The sequence below is a fragment of the Streptomyces sp. WAC05374 genome (genome assembly GCF_004353505.1).
Taxonomy (GTDB): Bacteria; Actinomycetota; Actinomycetes; order Streptomycetales; family Streptomycetaceae; genus Streptomyces.
In genome coordinates this window covers 236510-254814 of sequence record NZ_SMNQ01000007.1, presented here as the reverse complement: position 1 = coordinate 254814, position 18305 = coordinate 236510, and the positions used below count along the sequence as shown (strand labels likewise).

General features: G+C 71.9%; 17 protein-coding genes. 14 read left to right on the top strand and 3 right to left on the bottom strand.

The window, feature by feature from the left end:
* The first annotated feature begins 71 nt into the window (after positions 1-71).
* Both E2B92_RS16975 and E2B92_RS16970 read left to right on the top strand, forming a co-directional pair.
* On the top strand, positions 72-1403 hold the full coding sequence (locus tag E2B92_RS16975; protein WP_126886780.1) for a nitrate/nitrite transporter: 1332 nt from the start codon (positions 72-74) through the stop codon (positions 1401-1403).
* A 74-nt stretch (positions 1404-1477) separates the two neighbouring features.
* Positions 1478-2626 carry a uroporphyrinogen-III synthase gene (locus E2B92_RS16970; RefSeq protein WP_126886779.1) on the top strand — a complete coding sequence of 383 codons (1149 nt, stop codon included), beginning with the start codon at positions 1478-1480 and terminating at the stop codon, positions 2624-2626.
* 31 nt (positions 2627-2657) lie between these two features.
* On the opposite strand, the gene E2B92_RS16965 is transcribed toward E2B92_RS16970, so the two are convergent.
* Both E2B92_RS16965 and E2B92_RS16960 read right to left on the bottom strand, forming a co-directional pair.
* Positions 2658-3053: a type II toxin-antitoxin system VapC family toxin gene (locus E2B92_RS16965; protein WP_126886778.1), complete on the bottom strand. Its 396-nt coding sequence runs from the start codon at positions 3051-3053 to the stop codon at positions 2658-2660.
* Entirely contained in the window at positions 3050-3253 is a 204-nt protein-coding gene (locus E2B92_RS16960) for a hypothetical protein (protein ID WP_200836917.1), read from the bottom strand. The genes E2B92_RS16965 and E2B92_RS16960 overlap by 4 nt, the downstream gene beginning before the upstream one ends.
* Before the next feature lie 129 nt (positions 3254-3382).
* Here E2B92_RS16960 and E2B92_RS16955 point away from each other — a divergent pair, with 129 nt between their 5' ends.
* The 6 genes from E2B92_RS16955 (at position 3383) to E2B92_RS16925 (ending at position 10258) form a co-directional block, all read left to right on the top strand.
* On the top strand, positions 3383-3928 hold the full coding sequence (locus E2B92_RS16955) for a CGNR zinc finger domain-containing protein (protein WP_126886777.1): 546 nt from the start codon (positions 3383-3385) through the stop codon (positions 3926-3928).
* A gap of 110 nt (positions 3929-4038) precedes the next feature.
* A complete protein-coding gene (locus E2B92_RS16950) occupies positions 4039-4632 on the top strand; it encodes a sigma-70 family RNA polymerase sigma factor (protein WP_064072166.1) in 594 nt (197 codons plus the stop codon).
* Positions 4629-5444, top strand: coding sequence for an anti-sigma factor family protein (locus E2B92_RS16945; RefSeq protein ID WP_126886776.1), 816 nt, complete (start codon positions 4629-4631; stop codon positions 5442-5444). Before E2B92_RS16950 ends, E2B92_RS16945 begins: the two co-directional genes overlap by 4 nt.
* A 60-nt stretch (positions 5445-5504) precedes the next feature.
* Complete coding sequence (locus tag E2B92_RS16940; protein WP_126886775.1) at positions 5505-7793, top strand: HelD family protein; 2289 nt, start codon at positions 5505-5507, stop codon at positions 7791-7793.
* Between the two features lie 426 nt (positions 7794-8219).
* Positions 8220-9653 (top strand): NAD-dependent malic enzyme, encoded by a 1434-nt coding sequence (locus tag E2B92_RS16935; protein WP_126886774.1) that lies wholly within the window; start codon positions 8220-8222, stop codon positions 9651-9653.
* Positions 9654-9976: 323 nt separating this feature from the next.
* Positions 9977-10258, top strand: a complete 282-nt coding sequence (locus tag E2B92_RS16925; protein WP_017237029.1) for an HU family DNA-binding protein — start codon at positions 9977-9979, stop codon at positions 10256-10258.
* 226 nt (positions 10259-10484) lie between these two features.
* Here the strand turns inward: E2B92_RS16925 and murA are convergent, their stop codons facing one another.
* Positions 10485-11825 carry a UDP-N-acetylglucosamine 1-carboxyvinyltransferase gene (gene murA / locus E2B92_RS16920; protein WP_126886772.1) on the bottom strand — a complete coding sequence of 447 codons (1341 nt, stop codon included), beginning with the start codon at positions 11823-11825 and terminating at the stop codon, positions 10485-10487.
* A gap of 287 nt (positions 11826-12112) precedes the next feature.
* Between murA and E2B92_RS16915 the strand changes: the two genes are divergently transcribed.
* The 6 genes from E2B92_RS16915 to E2B92_RS16890 all read left to right on the top strand — a co-directional run bounded on the left by E2B92_RS16915 (position 12113) and on the right by E2B92_RS16890 (position 18155).
* Complete coding sequence (locus E2B92_RS16915) at positions 12113-12673, top strand: YqgE/AlgH family protein (RefSeq protein WP_064072171.1); 561 nt, start codon at positions 12113-12115, stop codon at positions 12671-12673.
* 167 nt (positions 12674-12840) lie between these two features.
* Positions 12841-13128 (top strand): DUF3039 domain-containing protein, encoded by a 288-nt coding sequence (locus tag E2B92_RS16910; RefSeq protein WP_023588437.1) that lies wholly within the window; start codon positions 12841-12843, stop codon positions 13126-13128.
* Positions 13129-13367: 239 nt separating this feature from the next.
* Positions 13368-14672: an extracellular solute-binding protein gene (locus E2B92_RS16905; RefSeq protein WP_126886771.1), complete on the top strand. Its 1305-nt coding sequence runs from the start codon at positions 13368-13370 to the stop codon at positions 14670-14672.
* 4 nt (positions 14673-14676) lie between these two features.
* The gene (locus E2B92_RS16900; RefSeq protein ID WP_126886770.1) at positions 14677-15690 is read left to right on the top strand and encodes a carbohydrate ABC transporter permease; all 1014 of its coding nucleotides are present in this window, start codon (positions 14677-14679) and stop codon (positions 15688-15690) included.
* Entirely contained in the window at positions 15687-16520 is an 834-nt protein-coding gene (locus E2B92_RS16895) for a carbohydrate ABC transporter permease (RefSeq protein ID WP_126886769.1), read from the top strand. The genes E2B92_RS16900 and E2B92_RS16895 overlap by 4 nt, the downstream gene beginning before the upstream one ends.
* A gap of 3 nt (positions 16521-16523) precedes the next feature.
* Positions 16524-18155, top strand: a complete 1632-nt coding sequence (locus E2B92_RS16890; protein ID WP_126886768.1) for a beta-N-acetylhexosaminidase — start codon at positions 16524-16526, stop codon at positions 18153-18155.
* The last annotated feature ends 150 nt before the right edge of the window (positions 18156-18305 follow it).

Sequence of the window (18305 nt, the reverse complement as noted above, 5' to 3'; positions counted from 1 at the left end):
GCTGAAACGCATCCTCCCTAGCGTCGGTCCTGACGGGATTCAGGGTCTGACAGCAGCAGTGGAGGTACGCGATGAGCGGCAGGTGGATCGAGCACTGGGAACCCGAGGACGAGACCTTCTGGCGGGAGAAGGGGGAGCGGATCGCGAAGCGCAACCTGCTCTTCTCCGTCCTCTCCGAGCACATCGGCTTCTCCATCTGGACCCTGTGGTCCGTGATGGTCCTGTTCATGGGGCCGGAGTACGGGATCGACCCGGCCGGCAAGTTCTTCCTCATCGCGGTCGCGACGCTGGTCGGGGCCGTGATCCGGGTCCCGTACACCTTCGCCGTCGCCCGCTTCGGCGGCCGCAACTGGACCATCTTCAGCGCGCTGCTGCTCCTGCTGCCCACGGGGGCCGCGTACGCCGTGATGGAGCCGGGCACGTCGTACACGACCTTCCTGCTGGTCGCCGCGCTCACCGGCGTCGGCGGCGGTAACTTCGCCTCCTCGATGACGAACATCAACGCCTTCTTCCCGCTCCACAAGAAGGGCTGGGCCCTCGGCCTCAACGCGGGCGGCGGCAACATCGGCGTACCCGTCGTCCAGCTCGTCGGCCTGCTCGTCATCGGTACGGCGGGCGCGGCCCAGCCGCGGGTGGTGCTCGGGATCTACATCCCGCTCATCGTCGTCGCCGCCGTGTGCGCCGCGCTGTACATGGACAACCTGGCGCCCGTGAAGAACGACACCGGCGCCGTCAAGGAGGCCGTCAAGGACGCCCACACCTGGATCATGGCGTTCCTCTACATCGGCACCTTCGGCTCGTTCATCGGCTACAGCTTCGCCTTCGGACTGGTCCTCCAGACCGAGTTCGGCCGTACGCCGCTCCAGGCCGCCTCGCTCACCTTCATCGGCCCGCTGCTCGGCTCCCTGATCCGGCCGCTCGGCGGCTCGCTCGCCGACCGGCACGGCGGCGCCCGCATCACGCTGTGGACGTTCCTCGCCATGGCCGCCGCGACCGGCGTGGTCGTCTACGCCTCCGTGACCGAGTCGCTCGCCGTGTTCCTCGTCGGCTTCATCGCCCTGTTCATCCTCAGCGGGCTCGGCAACGGCTCCACGTTCAAGATGATCCCCGCCATCTTCCAGGCCAAGGCGCACGCCGCGGGGCTGGAGGGCGAAGAGGCCGAGGCGTACGGCCGGCGGCTCTCGGGCGCCGCGATCGGCCTGATCGGCGCCGTCGGTGCCGTCGGCGGGCTCGCCATCAACCTGGCGTTCCGGCAGTCCTTCCAGACCGCCGGCACCGGCACCGCCGCCTTCGTCGCCTTCCTCCTCTTCTACGGGGCGTGCCTGACGGTCACGTGGGCGGTATACCTTCGCCGCCCGGTGGAGGTCCCCGCCAAGCGGCAGCTCAGCTACTCCGAGGTGTGAAGGCGCCCGGCCGTAACGGGGGGGAAATACCGGTGAACCGCGACCGACACGGATGCTTGCCAGTCTCTGATGCCATGCACGAGCACGAGCATGGTTCCCACGGCCCGCTGGCCGGGTTCACCGTCGGCGTCACCGCGGCCCGCCGCGCGGACGAACTGGGCGCGCTGCTGGAGCGCCGGGGCGCGGCGGTCCAGCACGCCCCGGCGCTGCGGATCGTGCCGCTCGCCGACGACGCCGAGCTCCTCGACGCCACCAAGGCCCTCATCGGCCGGGCCCCGGACATCGTGGTCGCCACGACCGCGATCGGCTTCCGGGGCTGGCTGGAGGCGGCCGACGGCTGGGGGTACGGCGAGGAGCTCCTCGACCGGATGCGCGACGCGCAGGTCCTCGCCCGCGGCCCCAAGGTCAAGGGCGCGGTGCGCGCGGCCGGGCTCACCGAGGAGTGGTCGCCCGCCTCCGACTCCATGGCCGAGGTCCTCGACCGGCTCCTCGGCCAGGACGTGGCCGGCCGCCGCATCGCGCTCCAGCTCCACGGCGAGCCGCTGCCCGGCTTCGTGGAGGCGCTGCGCGACGCGGGCGCCGACGTGGTGGTCGTCCCCGTCTACCGGTGGATGCCGCCCGAGGACCTGGCGCCCCTGGACCGGCTCATCGACGCCACCGTCTCCCGGTCGCTGGACGCGGTCACCTTCACCAGCGCGCCGGCGGGCGCGTCGCTCCTGGCCCGCGCCCAGGACCGGGGCCTGCTGCCCGAGCTGCTCGACGCGCTGCGCCACGACGTGCTGGCCGCCTGCGTCGGGCCGGTCACCGCCCTGCCGCTCCAGGCGCACGGCATCGACACCGTCCAGCCCGCCCGCTTCCGGCTCGGCCCGCTCGTCCAGCTCCTGTGCCAGGAGCTGCCCGCCCGGGCCCGCACCCTGCCGGTCGCCGGCCGCCGCATCGAGATCCGGGGCCACGCCGTGCTGGTCGACGGCGACCTGCGCCCGGTGCCGCCCGCCGGGATGTCGCTGCTCCACACGCTGGCCCGCCGCCCCGGCTGGGTCGTCTCCCGCGCCGACCTGCTGCGCGCCCTCCCCGGTGCCGGGCGCGACGAGCACGCCGTGGAGACCGCGATGGCCCGCCTCCGCTCGGCCCTGGGCGCGCCCAAGCTGATCCAGACGGTCGTCAAGCGCGGCTACCGCCTCGCCCTGGACCCGGGCGCGGACGCCAAGTACGCGGACGCGTAGGGAAGGGGCGGGAAGGGATGCCGGCGGTGCGTCAGCCGATGACCTCGATGGCGCACCTGGCGGACCCGCAGCGGCTGAGACGCGCGTCTCCGGTGATCAGTGGACAGCCGAAGGCCTCTGCCGCCGCGAGGTAGGCGGCGTCATGGCCCGACACGTTCTGCCGCAGCTCCCACATGCGCGGGAGGAGACGCCGTACCTGGACCGTCTCCAGGGATACGTCGGACAGGGCCGCCACTGCCGCGTCGGCCCTTTCCGGGGTGATCTTCTGCTCGAGCAGTCGCCCCCGCACCGCGTGAAAGGTCTCGACGAGGAGATGCTCGGGGGCCGCCCAGTGGGTGTCTCGCATGAGTCGGGCGCGGGCGGCCTTACCTGCTGTGCCGTCGCCGGTCAGGGCCTCGGTGAGTACGGAGGCGTCGATGACGATCAATTGTCGCGCCCCGCCCGGCCTGCCTCGATCTCGGCCACGGTCTCCGTCATATCCGTTTCGACGCCGTCGGCGCGATCCTCGAAAGCGCGCAGCAGCGCCAGGTTGTTCGCCCGTTCCGCTTCTGCGGTGACCAGGGACAGCAGATAGGTCTGGAGTGACTGGCCGAGTTGCCGGGCCCGGTCGGCCAGTATGTCGCGCACCTCGTCCGGACGTCGCGGATCTGAAGAGCCACCATGCATGCATGGTGCATGCACGGGCGGTGTGCTGCAAGCGCCCCGATCGCGCAGGCGGGGTACCGGTCGCCGCTCCGGACGGGCACTCTGGGGCGCATGGTGGCATGGCGGTTCCACTCCGGGCGGCTCTGTCTGGACCTGATGGCCGAGCCCCCGTCCGACGCCGGGCGGCTCGCGCAGTGGCTCGTCGGCGCCGGGCTCGTACCGGCCGGGACCCCGCTCGACGGGGTGGACGGGCGGTGGGCGGAACGGTTCGCGGAACTGGCGCGGGACGTCGACCAGTTGGTACGGGACGACATGGCCGGCGACGGACGGTACGCGGGCCCCCGGCTCGACCACCTCAACGCGCTCGCCGCCTCCCCGCCCCCCGTGCCGCGCGCCGTGCGCGGCGAACGGGGCGGCCTGGTACGGGCCCTGGCGGGACCCCCCGACTGCGGCGCCCTCCTCGCGGTCGTCGCCCGGGACGCCGTCGACCTGCTCACCGATCCCGTCGCCCGCGCCCGGCTGCGCCAGTGCGAGGGCGAGGGCTGCCGCCTTGTGTATCTCGACACATCGCGCGGGCGCCGGCGGCGCTGGTGCTCCAGCGAGATGTGCGGCAACAGAGAGCGCGTGGCACGTCACCGGGCGCGCACACACGGGTAGTTGTGAAACTTTCCCCGAAAAAAATCTCCCCGCGTTGAGTCGATCCGCGCCGCCCCACGTAGTGATGGGGGACAACGAGTCAGATCAAGGTCTCGACCGGGAGGTTCCAGGTGCGCAAGGATGCCGCCGTGGCCGATGACCGTCGGGGGACGCATCGCGCCCGGCATCGAGCGGTGCCCGCACGCACCCAACCCGACGTCCCGGACGAAGAGTTGATGCGGGCCCTCTACCGTGAACACGCCGGGCCCCTGCTCGCCTATGTACTGCGCCTCGTCGCCGGCGACCGCCAGCGCGCCGAGGACGTCGTACAGGAGACGCTCATCCGTGCCTGGAAGAACGCCGGTCAGCTCAATCGGGCGACCGGCTCTGTCCGACCCTGGCTGGTGACGGTCGCCCGGCGTATCGTCATCGACGGCCACCGAAGCCGGCAGGCCCGGCCGCAGGAGGTCGACCCGTCGCCGCTCGAGGTCATGCCCGCGGAGGACGAGATCGACAAGGCGTTGTGGCTCATGACGCTCTCTGATGCGCTCGACGATTTGACCCCGGCCCACCGGGAAGTCTTGGTCGAGACGTATTTCAAGGGGCGTACGGTCAACGAGGCTGCCGAGATCCTCGGCATACCCAGCGGGACCGTCCGGTCCCGCGTGTTCTACGCACTGCGTTCGATGAAGCTCGCGCTGGAGGAGAGGGGGATCTCGGCATGACGTCGCACCACGCTCCACAGGGGAACGAGTCGGTGCACGACACAGTCGGCGCGTACGTGCTCGGCATTCTGGACGACGCCGAAGCCACCGCCTTCGAGGCGCATCTGGCGGGCTGCGACCTGTGCGCCCACCACCTGGAGGAGTTCTCCGGGATGGAACCGATGCTGGCCATGCTCGCCGAGGCCCCGGGCCCCGCGGCCCGGCCGGTGGTCCTCCCCATGCCGGAGCGGCCAGGCGCTCCGGGCGCCCCACCGGCGCCCATGCTCGACCGACTGGTCGACGAGGTCGCGCTCAAGCGCGCCCAGCGCCGCCGCCGCAGCCGATTCCTGGTCGCGGCGGCCGCCGTGCTGATCGTCGCCGGTCCCACGGCCGCGTTCGTGGCCACCGCGGGCGACGACGGCGCCCGGACCAACCAGGCCGCCGACCCGCACCCGACGAGCCCCGCAGAGGACGCCTTCCTCCACCACATGGAGGAGAAGGTCCGGCACACCGACGCGGCGACCAAGGTCACCGCAACCGTCGGCATGGAGAAGAAGGCCTGGGGCACCCACACGGTCCTGGAGCTCAAGAACGTCAAGGGCCCGCTGAAGTGCAACCTGATCGCCGTGTCCAAGACCGGCGAGGAGGAGGTCGTCACCTCCTGGGCCGTCCCGAAGTGGGGGTACGGCATCCCGGGCAGCACGCACGAGATCGGCAAGAACCCGCTGTACGTCCACGGCGGGGCCGCCATGGACCGGAACGACATCGATCACTTCGAGGTCCGGACGTTCGACGGGCAGCGTCTGGTGGAGGTCCCCGCGGCCACCGCCTGACACACCGGCCTCCCGTGGCGTACGCTCGACGGCTGCCCAGCACGTCAGAAGGGGGCCTCGGTGGCCGCGCAGGAAGCCGACCGTGGTGTCGATACGATCCGCGACCGAGAGATCGGTATCGAGCAGGACCATCTGGATCAGGTGTACCGCCGCCTCGAGGAGAAGATCCACGAGGCGGAGTTCCTGATGAACGACGCCGCCCAGCGCGGCCAGGTCGGCACGCCCGGCGCGCTCGCCGAGCGGGACGCCCAGGTGTTCCGGGCCGGTATCCACCTCAACCGGCTCAACAACGAGTACGAGGACTTCCTCTTCGGCCGGATCGACCTGCTCCACGGCAAGGACGGCAAGAAGGGCCCCGACGGCGCCTACACCTCCGTCGAGCCGGCCGACGACGCCGTACGCGCGGACGGCACCGCCGACATCGGCGAGACCCTCCACATCGGCCGCATCGGCGTCCTGGACTCCGACTACGCGCCGCTCGTCATCGACTGGCGCGCCCCGGCCGCCGCGCCCTTCTACCGCTCCACGCCGGTCGAGCCCGGCCGGGTGGTGCGCCGCCGGGTCATCCGCTCCCGGGGCCGCAAGGTCCTCGGCGTCGAGGACGACCTGATGCGCCCCGAGCTGAAGGCCCGCCTCGGCGGCGAGGACCTGGCCGTGGTCGGCGACGGCGCGCTGATGGCCGCCCTCGGCCAGGCCCGCAGCCACACCATGCGCGACATCGTCTCCTCCATCCAGGCGGAGCAGGACCTGGTCATCCGGGCGCCCGCCGCCTCCGTGACGTACGTCGAGGGCGGCCCCGGCACCGGCAAGACGGCCGTGGCGCTGCACCGCGCGGCCTACCTGCTCTACCAGGACCGGCGCAGATACGCGGGCGGCATTCTGATCGTCTCGCCGACCCCGCTGCTCGTCGCCTACACCGAGGGCGTCCTGCCGTCGCTGGGCGAGGAGGGCCAGGTGGCGATCCGCGCGGTCGGCAGCCTGGTCGACGGCGTGGAGGCCACCGCGTACGACGAGCCGGCCGTCGCCCGCGTCAAGGGCTCCTCCCGCATGCGGGCGGTGCTGCGCAAGGCCGTGCGGGGCGCCCTGGAGCTGGGGGAGGCCCCCGAGCGGCTGCGGGTGGTGGCCTTCGGGCGGCGCCTGGAGCTGGAGGGTGACGAGCTGGCCCGCATCCGGCACGCCGCCCTGAGCGGTACGGCGCCGGTCAACCTGCTGCGGCCCCGGGCGCGCAAGCTGCTGCTGGACGCCCTGTACGCCAGGTCCGGCGCCGCCTCCCGGCACCCCGGCGACCCGGAGCTGGCCGCCGAGCTGCGCTCCTCCTTCGACGAGGACGTCACGTCGGAGGACAGCTTCATCGACTTCCTGAACGCCTGGTGGCCCGAGCTCACCCCGCGCCGGGTCCTGACCGCCATGGCCGACGAGAAGCGGCTGGGCCGCTGGGCGCGCCGGGTGCTCAACCCGGGCGAGGTCCGGCGGCTGGCCCGGTCGCTGCGGCGCGAGGAGCTGTCCGTGCACGACGTCGCCCTGCTGGACGAGCTCCAGACGCTGCTGGGCGCCCCGGCGCGCCCGCGCAGGAAGCGGGAGCTCGACCCGCTGGACCAGCTCACCGGGCTGGAGGAGCTGATGCCGGTACGGGAGGAGACCCAGCGCGAGCGGGCCGAGCGGCTGGCGCAGGAGCGGACCGAGTACGCCCACGTGATCGTCGACGAGGCGCAGGACCTCACGCCCATGCAGTGGCGGATGGTCGGCCGGCGCGGGCGGCACGCCACCTGGACGGTGGTGGGCGACCCGGCCCAGTCGTCGTGGTCGGTGCCGGACGAGGCGGCCGAGGCGCGGGACGAGGCGCTGGGCACGCGGCCGCGCCGCCGCTTCGAGCTGACGGTGAACTACCGCAACCCGGCCGAGATCGCGGAGCTCGCGGCCAAGGTGCTGGCCCTCGCCATGCCCGGCATGGAGGCGCCCCGGGCGGTCCGCTCGACGGGCGTGGAGCCCCGCTTCGTGGCCGTGCGGGACGGGGACCTGGCGGGAGCCGTGCGGGAGGAGGCGCGGCGGCTGCTGGACCGGGTGGACGGCACGGTGGGCGTGGTCGTCGCCATGAACCGGCGCCAGCAGGCGGCGCGCTGGCTGGCGGACCTGGGCGACCGGGTGGTGGCGCTGGGCAGCCTGGAGGCGAAGGGCCTGGAGTACGACGCGACGGTGGTGGTCTCCCCGGCCGAGATCGCCGACGAGTCCCCGGCGGGCCTGCGGGTGCTGTACGTGGCGCTGACCCGTGCGACGCAGCAGCTCACGGTGGTGTCGGGCCGGCGCGACGAGCCGGACGGGCACGGCGTGCCGGACCTCCTGCGGGACTAGGAGAGAGCCGGACGGGTGGCGGGAGGCGGACTGATTCCACGTCAACTGGCGAGGGGGGAATCACTTCCCGGGGCGGTTTGTTAGCCTGGGTGTGGCACCGGCTCGATCCAAGCCCCCGGGCCCAACCTTCGTCGCTACGAGCGACCACTTGCCGCGAGGCGAGCATGGCGGGTCGGTGCCACTTATCCGTCGCAATCAGCAGGTCCGTGTCATCGTCCGATGGCGCGGACCTGCTGTCGTTTGTCCGTTGGGGCTTCCACCAAGACATCATCTCTCGTATGGTGGAAAACAGTTTCCGAAAACTGTACGACCGAAACGACCGCTATTACCTGCTACTCGCAGGTAGGTGCGACCATCGGAGGGCTCCGCCCGGCCACCCGCCGGCGCGGCGCGGCAACGAACCAGGGAAAGCAGAGGAACACGGCCATGGCAACGGCGCCCAGCGTCTCGTACTCGATGACGGTCCGGCTGGAGGTGCCCGCGAGCGGAACCGCGGTCTCCCAGCTCACCACGGCTGTGGAATCCTCCGGCGGCTCGGTCACCGGCCTCGACGTCACCGCGTCCGGCCACGAGAAGCTGCGGATCGACGTCACCATCGCCGCCAGCTCCACCGCGCACGCCGACGAGATCGTCGAGAAGCTGCGCGGCATCGAGGGCGTCGTCCTGGGCAAGGTCTCCGACCGTACGTTCCTGATGCACCTCGGCGGCAAGATCGAGATGGCGTCCAAGCACCCCATCCGCAACCGTGACGACCTCTCCATGGTCTACACCCCCGGCGTGGCCCGGGTGTGCATGGCGATCGCCGAGAACCCCGAGGACGCCCGCCGCCTCACCATCAAGCGCAATTCCGTCGCAGTTGTGACGGACGGCTCCGCCGTGCTGGGCCTCGGCAACATCGGGCCCAAGGCCGCGCTGCCGGTCATGGAGGGCAAGGCGGCCCTCTTCAAGCGGTTCGCCGGCATCGACGCCTGGCCCATCTGCCTGGACACCCAGGACTCCGACGCCATCGTCGAGATCGTCAAGGCGATCGCACCCGGCTTCGCCGGCATCAACCTCGAGGACATCTCCGCGCCCCGCTGCTTCGAGATCGAGGCCCGGCTGCGCGAGGCCCTCGACATCCCGGTCTTCCACGACGACCAGCACGGCACCGCCATCGTCGTCCTGGCGGCCCTGACCAACGCGCTGCGCGTGGTGGGCAAGGCCGTCGGCGACGTACGCGTCGTCATGTCGGGCGCCGGAGCGGCCGGCACGGCCATCCTCAAGCTGCTCATCGCGGCGGGCGTCAAGCACGCCGTGGTCGCCGACATCCACGGCGTCGTGCACGCGGGCCGCGAGGACCTCGTCTCCGCCGACCCCGAGTCGCCGCTGCGCTGGATCGCCGACAACACCAACCCCGAGGGCGTCACCGGCACCCTGAAGGAGGCCGTGCGCGGCGCCGACGTCTTCATCGGCGTCTCCGCCCCCAACGTCCTGTCCGGGGACGACGTGGCGGCCATGGCGGAGGGTGCGATCGTGTTCGCGCTCGCGAACCCGGACCCCGAGGTCGAGCCCGCAATCGCCCGTCAGACGGCCGCAGTTGTGGCCACCGGCCGCTCGGACTTCCCCAACCAGATCAACAACGTGCTGGTCTTCCCGGGCGTCTTCCGCGGCCTGCTGGACGCCCAGTCGCGCACGGTCAACACGGAGATGATGCTGGCGGCGGCCGCCGCCCTCGCGGACGTCGTCACCGAGGACGAGCTGAACCCGAACTACATCATCCCGTCCGTCTTCAACGACAAGGTCGCCGGTGCCGTGGCGGGTGCGGTGCGTGACGCCGCCAAGGCCGCCGGTGCCGGTGTGACGGCGCCCACGTCCGCCTGACCCCCGGCGCGTCGTGTGTCCCGGGGCCGTGAAGCCGCCTTTAGGGTGGCGGTTCGGCCCCGGGAAGTCTCGGAGAGTCCCGCAGGAGTCGACCGAACGTCACCACGGCGGGGCTGTGGCGCTTTTCGTGTGACTCCGGAGGGTGCCGGATTGGCTTTCCCGCCGCTGGTGGGGGCAGGATGCGTATTCGGGCGCGAGGGTCTGACAGCAGACCCGGGTCCGGGGACTGTCAAGGGCCCTGGCAGCATCGGCTTCGCTGGGCCGAACACGCGGCTCCGCCGCGTGGCACGCCTCACAGGCAAGAAGAACACGGGAGTAAGAACATGAACCGCAGTGAGCTGGTGGCCGCCCTGGCCGACCGCGCCGAGGTGACCCGCAAGGACGCCGACGCCGTGCTGGCCGCGCTCGCCGAGACCGTCGGTGAGGTCGTCGCCAAGGGCGACGAGAAGGTCACCATCCCCGGCTTCCTGACCTTCGAGCGCACCCACCGTGCCGCTCGCACCGCTCGTAACCCGCAGACCGGCGACCCGATCAACATCCCGGCCGGCTACAGCGTGAAGGTCTCCGCGGGCTCCAAGCTCAAGGAAGCCGCCAAGGGCAAGTAAGCCCCCATGGCGCGTTGAGAAGGGCGGCCACCCTCCCCGGGTGGCCGCCCTTCCGCGTGCCCGGCGTCCGGCCGAGGGCGCGGGTGTACGGCCTGTACGTCCGGTACGCCGCCCGTACATGCCTCGTACATGCCCCGTACAGGCCTTGTACGGGCCCGGGAACGGCCGACGGCCCCCCGCCGGAGGCGAGGGGCCGTCGAGGGCTCGTAAGCCGTCTTACGGGGCGTCAGACGATCGCGCTGCCGGGGAGTTCGACCTTCGCGCCCAGCTCCACGAGCTTCTCCATGAAGTTCTCGTAGCCGCGGTTGATCAGGTCGATGCCGTGCACCCGCGACGTGCCCTGCGCCGCGAGGGCGGCGATCAGGTACGAGAAGCCACCGCGCAGGTCGGGGATGACCAGGTCGGCGCCCTGGAGCTTCGTCGGGCCCGACACGACCGCGGAGTGCAGGAAGTTGCGCTGGCCGAAGCGGCAGTCCGAGCCGCCCAGGCACTCGCGGTAGAGCTGGATGTGCGCGCCCATCTGGTTCAGCGCGGAGGTGAAGCCGAGCCGCGACTCGTACACCGTCTCGTGGACGATGGACAGGCCGGCGGCCTGCGTCAGGGCGACCACCAGCGGCTGCTGCCAGTCGGTCTGGAAGCCGGGGTGCACGTCCGTCTCCAGGGCGATCGCGTTGAGCGCCCCGCCCGGGTGCCAGAAGCGGATGCCCTCGTCGTCGATCTCGAAGGCGCCGCCCACCTTCCGGAAGGTGTTGAGGAACGTCATCATCGAGCGCTGCTGCGCGCCGCGCACGTAGATGTTGCCCTCGGTCGCCAGCGCCGCGCTCGCCCAGGAGGCCGCCTCCAGGCGGTCGGGGAGCGCGCGGTGGGTGTAGCCGCCGAGCTTGTCGACACCGGTGATCCGGATGGTCCGGTCGGTGTCCATGGAGATGATGGCGCCCATCTTCTGCAGTACGCAGATGAGGTCCTCGATCTCCGGCTCCACCGCCGCGTTGGACAGCTCGGTGACGCCCTCCGCGAGCACGGCCGTCAGCAGCACCTGCTCGGTCGAGCCGACCGAGGGGTACGGCAGCCGGATCTTCGTGCCGCGCAGCCGCTGCGGGGCCTCCAGGTACTGGCCGTCCGCCCGCTTCTCGATGGTCGCGCCGAACTGGCGCAGCACGTCGAAGTGGAAGTCGATGGGCCGGCCGCCGATGTCGCACCCGCCGAGGCCCGGGATGAAGGCGTGGCCGAGGCGGTGCAGCAGCGGGCCGCAGAAGAGGATCGGGATGCGCGACGAGCCCGCGTGGGCATCGATGTCGGCGACGTTGGCGGACTCGACGTGCGTCGGGTCCAGGACCAGCTCGCCCGGCTCCTCGCCGGGACGGACGGTCACGCCGTGGAGCTGGAGCAGTCCGCGGACGACGCGGACGTCACGGATGTCGGGCACATTGCGCAGTCGGCTCGGCTCGCTGCCGAGCAGGGCGGCGACCATCGCCTTGGGCACGAGGTTCTTCGCGCCGCGGACGCGGATCTCGCCCTCGAGCGGGGTTCCGCCGTGGACAAGCAGGACATCGTCTGTGCCGGTCATGAATCTCGCGTTCCGGTGGTCCCCCCGGCGGAGCTAGGGGGAGGTCGGGCAGGGGGCCAGGGAAAAGGGTAAGGGGGCGGAGTGGCCTTCTTGGTAGCCCGAGGACGCCAGTCAGATGTAATGAATTCGGCACAACACCCTCTGTCCCCCGCCCCTTGCGGAGGGTTACGATCCGCTTTCGGCCAGGACGTGACACGGGCCGGCTCGTGGGGCGCGGCTCGCACCCGGGAGTGGTGAGTCGGCCGCTCACCCCCCGCGGACGGCCGGGATGCGGGATCATGTCTGGCATGACCGAGGTGTCCTCGCTCACAGGACGGCTGCTCGTCGCCACCCCCGCGCTGGCGGACCCGAACTTCGACCGCGCGGTGGTGCTGCTGCTCGACCACGACGACGAGGGCTCCCTCGGCGTGGTCCTCAACCGCCCGACACCCGTCGGTGTCGGCGACATCCTCGAAGGCTGGGCCCCGCTGGCCGGGGAGCCGGGCGTGGTGTTCCAGGGCGGCCCCGTCTCCCTCGACGCGGCGCTCGGGCTCGCCGTCATCCCTGGTGACGAGGGCCCGCTGGGCTGGCGGCGGGTGTACGGGGCGATCGGCCTCGTGGACCTGGAGACCCCGCCGGAGCTGCTGGCCGCGGCGCTGGGCAGCCTGCGGATCTTCGCCGGGTACGCGGGGTGGGGGCCGGGCCAGCTCGAGGACGAGCTCGCCGAGGGCGCCTGGTTCGTCGTGGACTCCGAGCCCGGGGACGTCTCCTCGCCGCGGCCCGAGAGCCTGTGGCGGGAGGTGCTGCGGCGCCAGCGCAGCGAGCTGGCGATGATCGCCACGTACCCGGACGATCCCTCGCTGAACTGAGCTCTCGGGCGATACGGTGACTTTCGGCCATCCGCGGCGCCCGGTGCCGGGCCGCCCGCCGGGGCCGCCGGGCGTCCGGCGCGCACGTGACGGGCTTCACATCCGGGTGCCGGGGCGTGCGGGGCCGCGCTCCCGGGACGGCGCGGACGTGAGTACCCTTGGAGCTCATGAGCACTCTTGAGCCCGAGCGCGGGGCAGGTACGGGGACCCTCGTAGAGCCGACGCCGCAGGTGTCGCACGGCGACGGCGACCACGAGCGCTACGCCCACTATGTCCAGAAGGACAAGATCATGGCGAGCGCCCTCGACGGCACTCCCGTGGTGGCGCTGTGCGGGAAGGTCTGGGTACCGGGGCGCGACCCGAAGAAGTACCCGGTCTGCCCGATGTGCAAGGAGATCTACGAGTCCATGGGCGCCGGTGGCGACAAGGACAAGGGCGGCAAGGACAAGAAGTGACCTCCCGGGACGGATGACGTCCCGGAACGGGCAGTGATGTCCCCGGCCCGCCTCAGGGCCCGCCGGGCGAAGGCCCCCGCGGCGCGTACGTGTGTACGCGCCGCGGGGGCCTTCGTCGTCTGATCACGGAGTGGTCGAGACCTCTTGTGGGGGGTCGCGGTACGGCTCTAACCTCCTGCGTGTTGTGCAGCGCGAAACGCTCGTTGCGTATGTTGCAACGCCATTGGAGGGGAACCGCCATGAAGCTTCCTGCCCGGCTCGTCGCTCCCGTCGCCGCCGTCCTCGTGCTGGCCGCGGCGGCCGCCTGTGCCCCGCAGACCTCCGGCACGGGTGCGAAGGAGGACGCGAAGAGCGGCACCCTGCGCGTCTGGCTCTTCCAGGAGGTCAGCAACGAACCCAAGCGGCGGGTCGTCGACGCCGCCGTCGCCGCCTTCGAGAAGCGCCACCGGGACACCGACGTCGAGGTCGAGTACATCCCGGTCGACACCCGCGCCCAGCGCGTCAAGGCCGCCTTCAACGACCCCGCGAGCGCGCCGGACGTCATCGAGTACGGCAACACCGACACCGCCGGATACGTCGAGGACGGCGGACTCGCCGACGTCAGCGCAGAGTTCGGCGCCTGGCCGGACGCGAAGGACACCGACCCGACCGCCCGGGCCTCGGTCACGGTCGACGGGAAGGTCTACGGGGCGCCGCTCTTCGTCGGCGTACGCGCGCTGTACTACCGCACGGACGTCTTCGAGGAACTCGGCCTGACACCCCCCAGGACGCAGTCCGAACTGATCGCGACCGCGAAGAAGATCCGCAAGGCGAAGCCCGAGCTGTACGGGATCGCCGTCGGCGGTGCCTACACCTATGGCGCGCTGCCCTTCCTCTGGGCGAACGGCGGCGAACTCGCCACCCCGAAGGACGGTTCGTACACCGCGGCGGTCAACAGCGCGGCCGCCCGCAAGGGCATCACCGCGTACACCTCGCTGTTCGGCGACGACAACTGCCCGGCCGCCAAGTGCGCCTCGATGGGCGGGAACGCGACGGTCACCGCCTTCGCGTCGGGCAAGGCGGCGATGGCCATCGGCGGCGACTTCAGCCACGCGGCGGTGGAGGCGGGCGCGGTGAAGGGCAGGTACGCGGTCGTGCCCCTGCCCGGCGCGACCCCCGGGTCGATCGCCCCCGCCTTCGCGGGCGGCAACAACATCGGTGTGCTGCGCAGCAGTTCGCACCGCACGCTGGCGGTGGACCTGATGAAGTCCCTGGCGGGCAAGGAGGCGCAGCGCGACCTCTTCGACGCGATGGGCTTCCTGCCCACGTACACGGACGTGCGGGCGGAGGCGGCGCGGAAGCGGCCGTTCGTGAAGCCGTTCATCGACACGCTGGCGGCGGGCACCCGGTTCGTCCCGGCCTCGCCGGCCTGGGGCCGGATAGACGCCTCGCTGGTCCTCCCGACGATGTTCCAGGAGATCGTCAGTGGCCGTAAGGACGTGGCGGCGGCCTCCGACGACGCGGCCGGGAAGATGAACGCGGCCTTCGGCTCGGCGACGGGCTGAGGCGATGACGTACGACGCCGGTGCCCCCGTGAAACCGGGCGGCCGTGCCGGGCGGACCGGACGTGCGGCGCGCAGCGGGCCCGACGGGACGGACGGGCTTGCCGGCCGTGCCGGGCGGACCGCCGGACGGCGCGGCGTGCGGGGGCGCGGGGGCTGGACCCCGTGGCTCTACCTCGCACCCGCGCTGATCGTGCTCGGCGCCCTCCTCGTCCACCCCCTCTACCAGCTCGTCCTCATCTCGTTCCTCGAGTACACCCAGGCCCAGGTCAGTGGCGGCGAACCGACCTCCTTCCAGGGCTTCGGCAACTACGCCGCGCTCTTCGGCGACCCGCAGTTCTGGGACGTCCTCCTCGCCACCGTGCTGTTCGCCGCCGCGTGCGTCGCCGCCACCCTCACCGTCGGGTGCGCCCTCGCCGTGCTCCTCACCCGCGTCCGCACCGTGCCGCGCCTCGCGCTGATGCTCGCCGCGCTCGGCGCCTGGGCGACACCCGCCGTCACCGGGTCCACCGTCTGGGTGTTCCTCTTCGACCCGGACTTCGGCCCCGCCAACAGGGTGCTCGGGCTGGGCGACTTCTCCTGGACGTACGGGCGGTACAGCGCCTTCGCGCTGGTGCTGTTCGAGGTCGTCTGGTGCTCGTTCCCGTTCGTGATGGTGACCGTGTACGCGGGCATCCGGGCCATCCCGGCCGAGATCCTGGAGGCGGCCTCCCTCGACGGCGCCTCCCAGTGGCGGATCTGGCGCTCCGTCACCGCCCCGCTGCTGCGGCCGATCCTGCTCGTCGTCACCGTCCAGTCGGTGATCTGGGACTTCAAGGTCTTCACGCAGATCTACGTGATGACGGGCGGCGGCGGCATCGCCGGCCAGAACCTCGTCCTGAACGTCTACGCCTACCAGAAGGCCTTCGCGTCCTCCCAGTACAGCCTCGGCTCGGCGATCGGCGTCGTCATGCTGCTGATCCTGCTCGCGGTCACGCTGGTCCACCTCCGGCTCGTGCGACGCCAGGGAGAAGAACTGTGACCCCCCTCCGCCGCCCCTGGCGCCTCGCGGCCGAGGCCGCCGCCCTCCTCGTCGCGGCCGTCGTCGCCTTCCCGCTGTACTGGATGGTCCTCTCCGCGCTGAAGCCCGCGGGCGAGATCCAGTCCACCAGCCCCCGCCCGTGGACCCTGTCCCCGTCCCTGGACTCCTTCCGCCGCGTCTTCGAACAGCAGGACTTCGGCCGCTACTTCCTCAACAGCCTGCTCGTCGCCGGGACCGTCGTCATCGCCTCCGCGCTCATCGCCTTCCTGGCGGCGACGGCCGTCACCCGCTTCCGCTTCCGGTTCCGCACCACCCTGCTGGTGATGTTCCTGGTCGCGCAGATGGTGCCGATCGAGGCGCTGACCATCCCGCTGTTCTTCCTCATGCGGGACCTCGGCCAGCTCAACACCCTCGGCTCGCTGATCCTGCCCCACATCGCCTTCTCCCTGCCCTTCGCGATCTGGATGCTGCGCGGCTTCGTCAGGGCCGTCCCGGAGGCCCTTGAGGAGGCCGCGTACCTCGACGGGGCGAGCCGCGCCCGCTTCCTGTGGCAGATCCTCTTCCCGCTGGTCTTCCCCGGGCTGGTCGCCACCAGCGTCTTCTCCTTCATCTCCACCTGGAACGACTTCCTGTTCGCGAAGTCGTTCATCATCAGCGACACCTCCCAGTCGACCCTCCCCATGGCCCTGCTCGTCTTCTTCAAGCCGGACGAGAACGACTGGGGCGGCATCATGGCCGCCTCGACCGTGATGACCGTTCCGGTGCTGGTCTTCTTCGTACTCGTCCAGCGCCGCCTGGTCTCCGGGCTCGGCGGCGCGGTGAAGGACTGACCCATGGACCTGATCCCCGCGCCCGCCACCCACGCCGAAGACCCCTCGCGCGCCCCCTTCGTCCTCGGCACCGGAACCACGCTCGCGGCCGCGCCCGGCACGGAGGGCGTCGCACGGTGGCTGCGCGCCACGGTGGGCCCCGCCCTCGGGCGCGACCTGCCGCCCGGCCCGGCAGGGGCCGACGGCAGTGTCACCCTGCGCGTCGACCCGTCCCTGCCGCCCGAGGGCTACCGGCTCACGGTCGCGGCGGCCGTCGAGATCCTGGGCGGCAGCGCGGCCGGCGTCTTCTGGGGCGCCCAGACGTTCCGTCAGCTCCTCGGACCGGCGGCGTACCGGCGGGCGTGCGCGGACCCGGGGGTGTCCCGTGCCGTGCCGCGCCAGGTCGTCGAGGACGCACCGCGCTTCGGGTGGCGCGGCGTCCTGCTCGACGTCGCCCGCCACTTCGCGCCCAAGGACGACGTCCTGCGCTTCCTCGACCTCCTCGCCGCCCACAAGCTCAACGTGCTCCACCTGCACCTCACCGACGACCAGGGCTGGCGCGTCGAGATCAGGCGCCATCCCCGGCTCACCGAGGCCGGCTCCTGGCGGGCGCGCACGAAACGGGGCCACCGGGCCTCGGAGCTGTGGGACGAGACCCCGCACGGCGGCCACTACACGCAGGACGACATCCGCGAGATCGTCGCGTACGCCGCCGAGCGGCACATCCGCGTCGTCCCCGAGATCGACGTCCCCGGCCACTCGCAGGCCGCCATCGCCGCGTACCCGGAACTCGGCAACACCGACGTCATCGGCACGGCCGCCCTCCCCGTCTGGGACACCTGGGGCGTCAACCCGAACGTACTCGCCCCCACCGAGACCACCCTCCGCTTCTACGAAGGCGTCCTGGAGGAAGTCCTGGACCTCTTCCCCGCCGCCACGTCGCCCTTCGTCCACCTCGGCGGCGACGAGTGCCCCACCGGCCAGTGGACGGCGTCCCCGGCCGCCCGGGCCCGCGCGGAGGAACTCGGACTGGCCGGCGCGCACGAGCTCCAGGGGTGGTTCATCCGGCACTTCGGCCGCTGGCTGGCGGAACGGGGCCGCCGCCTGATCGGGTGGGACGAGATCCTCGACGGCGGCCTGCCGCCCGGCGCCGCCGTGTCGTCCTGGCGCGGGTACGCGGGCGGGATCGCCGCCGCCGAGGCGGGCCACGACGTCGTCATGTGCCCCGAGCAGCACGTCTACCTGGACCACCGGCAGGACCCGGGCGCCGACGAGCCGGTGCCCATCGGATACGTACGCACCCTGGAGGACGTCTACCGCTTCGAGCCCGTACCGCCCGGCCTGTCACCGGCCGCCGCCGCCCGCGTCATCGGCACTCAGGCCAATGTCTGGACCGAGGTCATGGAGAGCCGTTCCCGCGTCGACTACCAGGTCTTCCCCCGCCTCGCCGCCTTCGCCGAGGTCGCCTGGTCCACCCGGCTCCCGGCCGACCCGGCCGCACGGGACTTCGCGGACTTCACGCGCAGGATGTCCACCCATTACGCGCGCCTCGACGCGCTGGGCGTCGACTACCGGCCACCCGGCGGGCCGCTGCCCCGGCAACGGCGCCCGGGGGTTGTCGGACGCCCGATCGAGGGGGCGCCCCCAAACGTGTGAGCCCGGCGGAAAGGCGCGCGCCTCCGCGCCCGGCACCTGGGACCGTGGGCCGCCGAGAATAAGTCGTACAAGGTCGCCGAGAAGTGGCAATCCGCGCGTGCCGCCAATGCCCTGGCAAACCGCCCATCTCGCAGGTCACGGGATGTCCGG

What these genes read in the sequence shown, in the direction of transcription:
- E2B92_RS16975 (WP_126886780.1), top strand. Translation starts at nt 72, where the DNA reads ATGAGCGGCAGGTGGATCGAGCACTGGGAACCCGAGGACGAGACCTTC.
- E2B92_RS16970 (WP_126886779.1), top strand. Translation starts at nt 1,478, where the DNA reads ATGCACGAGCACGAGCATGGTTCCCACGGCCCGCTGGCCGGGTTCACC.
- E2B92_RS16955 (WP_126886777.1), top strand. Translation starts at nt 3,383, where the DNA reads ATGGTGGCATGGCGGTTCCACTCCGGGCGGCTCTGTCTGGACCTGATG.
- E2B92_RS16945 (WP_126886776.1), top strand. Translation starts at nt 4,629, where the DNA reads ATGACGTCGCACCACGCTCCACAGGGGAACGAGTCGGTGCACGACACA.
- E2B92_RS16935 (WP_126886774.1), top strand. Translation starts at nt 8,220, where the DNA reads ATGGCAACGGCGCCCAGCGTCTCGTACTCGATGACGGTCCGGCTGGAG.
- E2B92_RS16925 (WP_017237029.1), top strand. Translation starts at nt 9,977, where the DNA reads ATGAACCGCAGTGAGCTGGTGGCCGCCCTGGCCGACCGCGCCGAGGTG.
- murA (WP_126886772.1), bottom strand. Translation starts at nt 11,825, where the DNA reads ATGACCGGCACAGACGATGTCCTGCTTGTCCACGGCGGAACCCCGCTC.
- E2B92_RS16915 (WP_064072171.1), top strand. Translation starts at nt 12,113, where the DNA reads ATGACCGAGGTGTCCTCGCTCACAGGACGGCTGCTCGTCGCCACCCCC.
- E2B92_RS16910 (WP_023588437.1), top strand. Translation starts at nt 12,841, where the DNA reads ATGAGCACTCTTGAGCCCGAGCGCGGGGCAGGTACGGGGACCCTCGTA.
- E2B92_RS16905 (WP_126886771.1), top strand. Translation starts at nt 13,368, where the DNA reads ATGAAGCTTCCTGCCCGGCTCGTCGCTCCCGTCGCCGCCGTCCTCGTG.
- E2B92_RS16900 (WP_126886770.1), top strand. Translation starts at nt 14,677, where the DNA reads ATGACGTACGACGCCGGTGCCCCCGTGAAACCGGGCGGCCGTGCCGGG.
- E2B92_RS16890 (WP_126886768.1), top strand. Translation starts at nt 16,524, where the DNA reads ATGGACCTGATCCCCGCGCCCGCCACCCACGCCGAAGACCCCTCGCGC.